6 protein-coding genes and 1 tRNA gene are annotated in these 7385 nt (G+C 48.4%); 2 read left to right on the forward strand and 5 right to left on the reverse strand.

Translation table 11 applies throughout. The features are described 5' to 3' along the window. Positions 1-130: 130 nt before the first annotated feature. From KDK15_RS19670 to KDK15_RS19680, 3 genes are all read right to left on the reverse strand, one after another. Entirely contained in the window at positions 131-1549 is a 1419-nt protein-coding gene (locus KDK15_RS19670; protein WP_257297095.1) for a DASS family sodium-coupled anion symporter, read from the reverse strand. Between the two features lie 150 nt (positions 1550-1699). Continuing rightward, complete coding sequence (locus KDK15_RS19675; RefSeq protein ID WP_257297096.1) at positions 1700-2947, reverse strand: EAL domain-containing protein; 1248 nt, start codon at positions 2945-2947, stop codon at positions 1700-1702. Positions 2948-3090: 143 nt separating this feature from the next. After that, a complete protein-coding gene (locus KDK15_RS19680) occupies positions 3091-4194 on the reverse strand; it encodes a polyamine ABC transporter substrate-binding protein (RefSeq protein WP_257297097.1) in 1104 nt (367 codons plus the stop codon). A 185-nt stretch (positions 4195-4379) separates the two neighbouring features. Here KDK15_RS19680 and KDK15_RS19685 point away from each other — a divergent pair, with 185 nt between their 5' ends. Continuing rightward, complete coding sequence (locus tag KDK15_RS19685; protein ID WP_257297098.1) at positions 4380-5339, forward strand: universal stress protein; 960 nt, start codon at positions 4380-4382, stop codon at positions 5337-5339. A gap of 22 nt (positions 5340-5361) precedes the next feature. Here the strand turns inward: KDK15_RS19685 and KDK15_RS19690 are convergent, their stop codons facing one another. Further along, positions 5362-5796 carry a cytochrome c5 family protein gene (locus KDK15_RS19690; RefSeq protein ID WP_257297099.1) on the reverse strand — a complete coding sequence of 145 codons (435 nt, stop codon included), beginning with the start codon at positions 5794-5796 and terminating at the stop codon, positions 5362-5364. Between the two features lie 434 nt (positions 5797-6230). Between KDK15_RS19690 and KDK15_RS19695 the strand changes: the two genes are divergently transcribed. Then, positions 6231-6307, forward strand: a tRNA-Arg gene (locus KDK15_RS19695). Between the two features lie 237 nt (positions 6308-6544). Here KDK15_RS19695 and KDK15_RS19700 read toward each other — a convergent pair. After that, a complete protein-coding gene (locus tag KDK15_RS19700; protein ID WP_257297100.1) occupies positions 6545-6814 on the reverse strand; it encodes a hypothetical protein in 270 nt (89 codons plus the stop codon). Positions 6815-7385 lie beyond the last annotated feature (571 nt).

The raw sequence follows: 7385 nt of genomic DNA on the forward strand, positions 1-7385 counted from the left end.
GCAGGTCTTTTGGTCGCAATAATACAGTCATTTCCCTGTTTCCAGGGTGGTGTATTGTATTTAGGACTGGCATAAAGGCAGCTTGAGCCTTGGATCCTAACAACGAATGTTGCGCTCGTTGCGGTTTTAATCAAGAGAAGTAACCCAACACACCCAGCAGGGTAATCACTGAAAAGATCAGAACGACACCGATGGTACTGATGAATTTGCCGGTTTTGATAAAGTCTCTGCTGGCAACCATACCGGTGGCGTGGGCCAAAGCGTTGGGTGGCGTACTGATTGGCAGTGACATTCCCATTGATGCTGAGAGTGCGACGCAGATAACCATAAGGCTGATACCGCCATAATTTTCCAGCCCGCTCAGAACGGTAGCGACTGAAACGGCAATTGGCATTAGCAGGTTCGCAGTGGCGGTATTTGACATAAATGTTGCCATCACCATTGAGACCACAGCCATCAGGAATAGCACAATAAAGGTTCCCATGTTGTCGAAGGGAATGGTCTGAACAATAGAGCGTGCCAGGCCACTTTTTTCAAGGGCATAGCCCAGTGCAATACCACCGGCAATCAACCACAGTACATCCCAGTTAATCTTTTTAATGTCGTTCGTATCGATAATGCCAGAAAGGGAGAAAACGATGACTGGCAGTAAGGCGACAGTGTACGAGTTTACGCCATGAATGCTGGAAGTGGTCCATAGGAGTACCGTTGCAGCGGTTGTTGCATAAACAAGGTAGGCTTTTGGCGATTGTTCAAAGCTGCATTCGATTTTAACGGCGAGCTCTTTGATGTTTCCCGGATAAAGCTTACGCAACAGTACCCAGGCAATCATGATTAATACCACGGCCATGGGGATGGCAAACAGCATCCACTCGCCAAAGGTGATTGCATGCTCTCCGGTTAAATAGCGAAAAGCAATAGCATTGGGTGGAGTACCAATGGGAGTACCAATACCGCCAATATTGGCTGCAACGGGTACGGCAAGAATAACACCCTTGACGCCATTATCCGTGGTATCAACGTCTGCCAGCAAGGGGGTCAGCAAGGTAAGCATCATCGCTGTTGTTGCTGTATTACTCATGAACATGGAGAAAAAGGCGGTAATTCCCATCAGACCGAGCATAACTTTCTGGTAATCACTGCCAATGGGTTTTAACAATACTCTGGCCAGGTTGATGTCCAGTTTGTACTTCGTGGCAGCAATCGCAATGAAGAAGCCTCCAAGAAAAAGGACAACAACCGGTGCTGCCAGACTGCTGAGAATTTCTTTATAGTTGAGCATATCCTCCGGATTCAATGCTTCCCTCAGGAAGTACGGGCTGGTATTTGAAACCATTATGGAAAGCAGGCCCAGAATAAGTAGTGACGTTGCGTAGGCTGGCACGGCCTCAGAGACCCAGAGCAATGTTGCCATCAGGAAAATAGCAAGTACCCGTTGTTGTTCAATGGTGATGTTGGCAATAGGAATACATTCAGCGGGAATGAAAAACAGAAAAAAGAAAGAGGCTGTGATTAGCGATAGCTTGAGAATTCGCGACATAGATGCCATTTAACCCTTGAGATGCAAAATCGGTTTAAAATTGTTAGTGGTGTTTATGGTGCATCAACAGTGCGGCAAGCATACTGAAGCAGGTCAATGAAACATCATTTTTTAAAAAGTGAATATAATTCAGGCAGTAAAACGGGCATGACTGCCTGATCAATGCATTTCTCTGATACAGGGCTTGGGGGGGATAATCGGTTGTCTTGCCAGCCACTCCCGCTCCCACTTGGGTATTTCATCGGCGGGCATGGGCCTGGCAATGAAGTAGCCTTGTGCCTGATCACAATTTAACTCATTCAGCAATTGCCAGCCTTCGAGTGTTTCTACTCCCTCGGCAACGGTTTGCATATTCAATTTGTGGGCCAGACTGATATTTGCTTCAACAATCGCTTTATGGTTTTTGTCACTACAGGCATTAGAGACAAATGAGCGATCAATTTTCAGCTCACTGAAAGGGATTCGGTTTAACTGCTGCATGCTGGAATAGCCGGTACCAAAGTCGTCAATAGAGAGCGAGAAACCATGGAGCTTGAGCCTGGCCAGTGTTTCCAGGGAAAGCGCTGCATTTTGAATCAGGCTGCTTTCGGTAATCTCAAGAGTCAGTAGCTCTGGTGGAATACTCAAACCCCGCATCTTACCAATCAGCATATCGGGAAGATCGGTATTGGTGAGAGTGGCTGCAGAAAGGTTAATGCCAACGGCAATGTTTCTGTCCTGTTCACGCCAGATTCGAATCTGATCCAGTGCCAGGTCGATCATTTTTGTGGTCATGGGTGCTATCAGGCCAGAGCTTTCCATCATGGGGATAAAGTGGACTGGGTTGATGACTCCAGCTTCCGGGTGATGCCAGCGGGTTAGCGCTTCAACAGAGATCATTCGCCCACTCTTTAGCAAGACCTTTGGCTGGTAGTAAAGTACGAACTGGTTGGCTTCAATGGCTTTCTCAAGCGCTTCTTCATCAAAGATCAGTTCTCTGGAGGTGATGGGACAGGCTTTATTCTCAGCCTGTTCTGAGCAGTAAAATTCCAGTAATTCTCTAAGACGGGGGCGGGGCATTGGTTTGGGAATATGGCCCAGCACCATCAGGCCATGAGCCTGAGCCATATCCCCAATCATTCGGACTAAAGCTGCCTCCATGGCACTGACCACAATCACGCCCCGGGAAAGCTTTTGCTCCGCGAGGTGGCGGATAAACTGAATACCATCCATGCCTGGCATATCGAGGTCACAGATTACGATATCAACGGCACCCCTGTTTTGCAGAAACTTCAGAGCCTCCTCACTGCTTTTTGCAGTAAGCAGCCTGCCAACGTTAAGGCCTGAGACCGTTTGCTCTGCCACCATCTGCTGAAAGGGGTGGTCGTCCAAAATCAGGATACTGAGAGAGGTGATTTTACTGTCCATGTACTGGCCGGATGAAAATGACTCAATCTATAAATTATGGCGTATTGGGCAGTGCTGGAGGTTTTTTTTAGCAGTTATTGGATGAACGGAGCCAGATTAACAGTTATCAGAAGGGTAAGCTTCTGATAACTGTTGGCAAAATATCAGTTTCCAGATTTTATTCTGGACCATTCGCGGGTGATGTAACGCTTCAGTTTGGATGGCAGCTCTTTGAAAACAAAAAGTTTTTCCATAGTTTCATCGCTTGGGAAGACACCAGGATCTTTAGCGATTTCCGGATCCACATACTGTTCAGAAGCCGGGTTAGGGTTGCTGTAGGTAACGTAGTTGGTCACATCGGCAATCACCTTTGGCTCCATCAGATAGTTCATCATCTGATGAGCTGCGTCTTTATGAGGCGCATCATTAGGAATTGCCAGCATATCAAACCACATGGCAGCACCTTCCCTGGGAACAACATAGCGGATATCCAGGCCGTTGCCCGCTTCTTTGGCCCGATCTCTGGCAATCATCGCGTCACCAGACCAGATCAGGGCCACACAGATATCGCCATTGGCCAGGTCAGACAGAGAGCGGGAAGAGTGATAGTAAGCGATGTAAGGAGAAATCTCTTTCATCCTGGCAGCGGCTTTTTTGTAATCCGCCATATCCAGACTATCGCCGGGAATGCCGAGGTAAGCCATCACAGAAGGCAGAACTTCACTGGCGGCGTCAAGAAACGCAACACCACAACTTTGCAGCTTCTTCATATTCTCAGGCTCCAGAATCAGAGACCAGCTATCCACCGGGGCGTCCTTTCCGAGCGCTTTTTCGACAGCCGCCTTGTCATAGCCAATACCGGTGGTTCCCCAGAGGTAAGGGATACCGTAGGTATTGTCTTCATCAAAGTTGTCTGAGATCGCCTTCATAATGACGGGATCAAGATGTTTCAAGTTGGGCAGTTTGGACTTATCCAGCGGCTCATAGACGCCCGCACGAATCTGGGTCTTGTAGAAATCGTGGGAAGGAGAGACCAGGTCGAAACCGCTGCGTCCGGCGAGCAGTTTACCTTCAAGTACCTCATTACTGTCATACACGTCATAAACCACGTTGATGCCAGTTTTATCGGAAAAGTTCTTGACGGTGTCTTCCGCGATGTAATCGGTCCAGTTATAGAAATACAGTTTTTCAGCCTTGTCAACTGAGGCCTGGAGTTGGGCTGCACAGAGCAGTGCGGCGACGATGAACGTTCTCTTAATCAGTTTCATAAACGTGCCGTGAACCTTATACAAGGAGAATAATCGGGAGCGCGATTATATAGCAGTAACATTGTTCTACAAGTCTGTTCCTATTGGTTACCAAGCAGAATTCCGTGGTTATCAACAGAATATCTGGCAGGGTGACCAATTCCTGCGATACTGAGTAGGGTTGTGATCGGTTTGAGACTAAATTGATGCATGCTTTTCGTTCGATTCTTCTGGCCGTTACCCGGCAACACACCTCGGATATGGAGCTACAGCAGGCCTTTCGATTGGCTCTGGATAACCGGGCCACCTTATTGATTGCCCTGTTTGACCAGAGCCTGGAAACTCTGAATCATCTGCAATTTGTCCCGTTGGAAAAAAAACTGGAAGACCACCTCAGGCAGCAACTGGAGGATGAGCTTGAGCGCCTCAAGGCCATGGCCTGGGAGCAGGGGATCGAAGCAGAGACATTGATTGTTCCCGGTCGGCCCCGGCAAGCCATTCATAGGGTGATAAAAGACCATCATATTGACCTGGTCGTCAAACTGGCGGATGCCAGTGGCGCGCTGACTCGTAAGCAGTTAACCGGCAATGACCTGGCTTTGCTCAGAAAATGCCCGGTTCCCATTTTGATGATGGCAGACCGGGATCAGCTCCCACAATTTAATGGCAAAATCCTGGTGGCTGTGGATGCTGGCGACCCGGACTCTGATGCCCATGATTTGAATCGCACGCTCTTACAATACGGTCTTTACCTGGCAAGCCAGGAAAAAGCCGCGCTGCATCTGGTCAGTGTCTGGAATGTACCTTTAGGGCGGCGTTCCCTGAAAACATTGTCTGATGAAGAGCTTTATGAATTGCAGGAAATAACTCAGCGGCGCTACCACAACAAATTACATGAAGTGATGCAGGAAGTTGGCGTGACTGAGAATGATGAACAGCAGCCAGTATCTATTCATCTACTGAGGGGCAACCCGGCGACCGAGATTCAGCAGTTGGCCAATGAGCTGAATGTCGATGTCATTGTGATGGGCACGCTTGGGCGCCATAAGGAAGGCATTCTGGTGGGAAATACAGCTGAAAACATCATGAACAGCATCTACTGCTCGATACTGGCGGTGAAGCCGGAAGGGTTCATCAGCCCACTGGCAAAAGTTGCCAGCGGCTGATCATTAAATCCGAACGAAGAGGTCAGGGCTTAAGGCCACTCATGTATTCAATAGCAATACTGATCTCTTCATCAGAACAATCCATACAGGTACCTTTGGCAGGCATACTGCGAATACCGTTAATGGCATTGGACAGCAGACTGCTGAACCCGCCAGCGGTCTTCTCAGCAGCTTGCCATGCCGCGGCATCGTCCTTTTTGGGAGCGCCTAACAGGCCAGAGCCATGACAGGCCACACAAAACTGGTTGTAAATTGCATCGCCACTTCTTGGGCCACTGCTGGAGCTGACTGCGACCCCGGCAGCACTGGCACACTCCTCACCTGCAAGACAAACGAAGCCCACAGGAGCAAGACGCTCGCTTATCTCACCACGAGTAATTGAATCAAGGTCTGCCGTCGGCTTGGCAAACACCAGCGACGTGAATAGTCCCCCGACTAACAGAATCAAAGCACGCATATGAGTTCCCCGTGACACTCGCTTGTCCTCTTAAGGCGATTAATGGCTATCTTATTTTTAGGTGTTGCCACAGCTGATACTGCCACAGCTAATAAAAAGTAGCTTAAGACTCGCTAATAAGCTTTCGCCTGTCTAGCCGAATTATTCCAGGCAATGGGATTATAGATCAATTGGTATCCCTAAAACAGCGGTTTATACATTGTGGGTTTCGGTAATTCTCGTGGTTTGCCATTGTGAAGTGCTATGCACGGGGATTGAACATACGTACTGCCAGCTCACATATTTATCAATGCAGAGTGAAGGGAACAGGTCATTAAAGGGGCACTAAAGATGGTTTTGAAATTGGTACCGGGCAGCAGCAAAAAAATCATAGACAGTCCAAGGGTGGATCAGTATTATTGGCAACCGCTGGAGCCGCTGTCTGCTCTGGAAGTGCACCCGTAGCTCAGCTGGATAGAGCGCTGCCCTCCGGAGGCAGAGGCCAGAGGTTCGAATCCTCTCGGGTGCGCCAGTAAAATCAATGAGTTATGCTATTTTCTCCCCTCCTTAGTAAAGCCTCTCGAAAAACTGTGTCCCAATGGTGTCCCGCTAGAATCAATTTTTAATTCTTTTGCTGATATATGGATTGTTCTGCTTATTCGATCTGATTAGTTCTGACTCTTTCGTTACCCGGTAACAGATAGCCAGTCCCTTATGTGGACAAAAGGAGGGTAACTGTCCACATAGATAGTAATGTGGACAGAAGGTATTAAAATGGTTTCTTGCTTTGGTTACTGCGTGACGGGCTCAGGTACTCGGCTGCATCTTCATCCACCAGCATAGCCAATACCTTTTCATCTGCTGCCAGTATCAGCACTTCAAGCATGGATCTCTTTGTCATCCCGTAGAAGCTGGTCAGTCTTTCAAGCTGGTGCCTGGTGGTTTCCGATACCGTCATGTTGAGCCGGACTTGCTGGTGGTCGCCAGATCGGGGGCGTTCCCGGTATCGCCTTTGTCTTTCTGCGTTGGACATTGCCATTGTTGAGCCATTGGTTTGTTACGGTGTAACGATGATAAGGGCTGGTGATAGTCTGGCAGTCATCAGAATCTGCCTATTGGGCAAACTGTTCAGATTGTTTTGATGCAACTATTTGCAACTACCTGGCCTATTCAAGATACCTACATTTGCCAACATTCCGAGTACTCGTGAATGACTTCTCTTTTGGTGCGATTGATAGCATCAAGGATACTCACAATCCGTGTACCCTCTGTAGTGAATAGCTCGCTGGTAGCCTGCTACACAGAATCGGCGTAACAGCTAACCGGGCCTGCTGGTGCTTACAGCTTTGGATTCCTACATTTTCCAACATTCCTTGCTCTCTGCTGGTGGTCGAGATAACAACATTCCCCCGGTGCTTTGGAGGTGGGCCAGAATCCTGACCGTCAGTTTTATAGATCAGTGTATAAAAGGGCTGGACGTCAACAACGATGTTGACGGCTATCTGCTGTCACTGCGGCTAAAAGGTTGTGATTAGCTGCGCTCACTGTGAAGTGATAGATGTAAGACGGACGACCTTTTGTAGCAACCATGCTACGCCCGCAGATTTCCA

Source organism: Endozoicomonas sp. YOMI1 (genome assembly GCF_024606345.1).
In the GTDB taxonomy this organism is placed as follows: Bacteria; Pseudomonadota; Gammaproteobacteria; order Pseudomonadales; family Endozoicomonadaceae; genus Endozoicomonas.

Coding starts and splice junctions, on each gene's coding strand:
- KDK15_RS19670 (WP_257297095.1), bottom strand. CDS start 1,549: ATGGCATCTATGTCGCGAATTCTCAAGCTATCGCTAATCACAGCCTCT.
- KDK15_RS19675 (WP_257297096.1), bottom strand. CDS start 2,947: ATGGACAGTAAAATCACCTCTCTCAGTATCCTGATTTTGGACGACCAC.
- KDK15_RS19680 (WP_257297097.1), bottom strand. CDS start 4,194: ATGAAACTGATTAAGAGAACGTTCATCGTCGCCGCACTGCTCTGTGCA.
- KDK15_RS19685 (WP_257297098.1), top strand. CDS start 4,380: ATGCATGCTTTTCGTTCGATTCTTCTGGCCGTTACCCGGCAACACACC.
- KDK15_RS19690 (WP_257297099.1), bottom strand. CDS start 5,796: ATGCGTGCTTTGATTCTGTTAGTCGGGGGACTATTCACGTCGCTGGTG.
- KDK15_RS19700 (WP_257297100.1), bottom strand. CDS start 6,814: ATGGCAATGTCCAACGCAGAAAGACAAAGGCGATACCGGGAACGCCCC.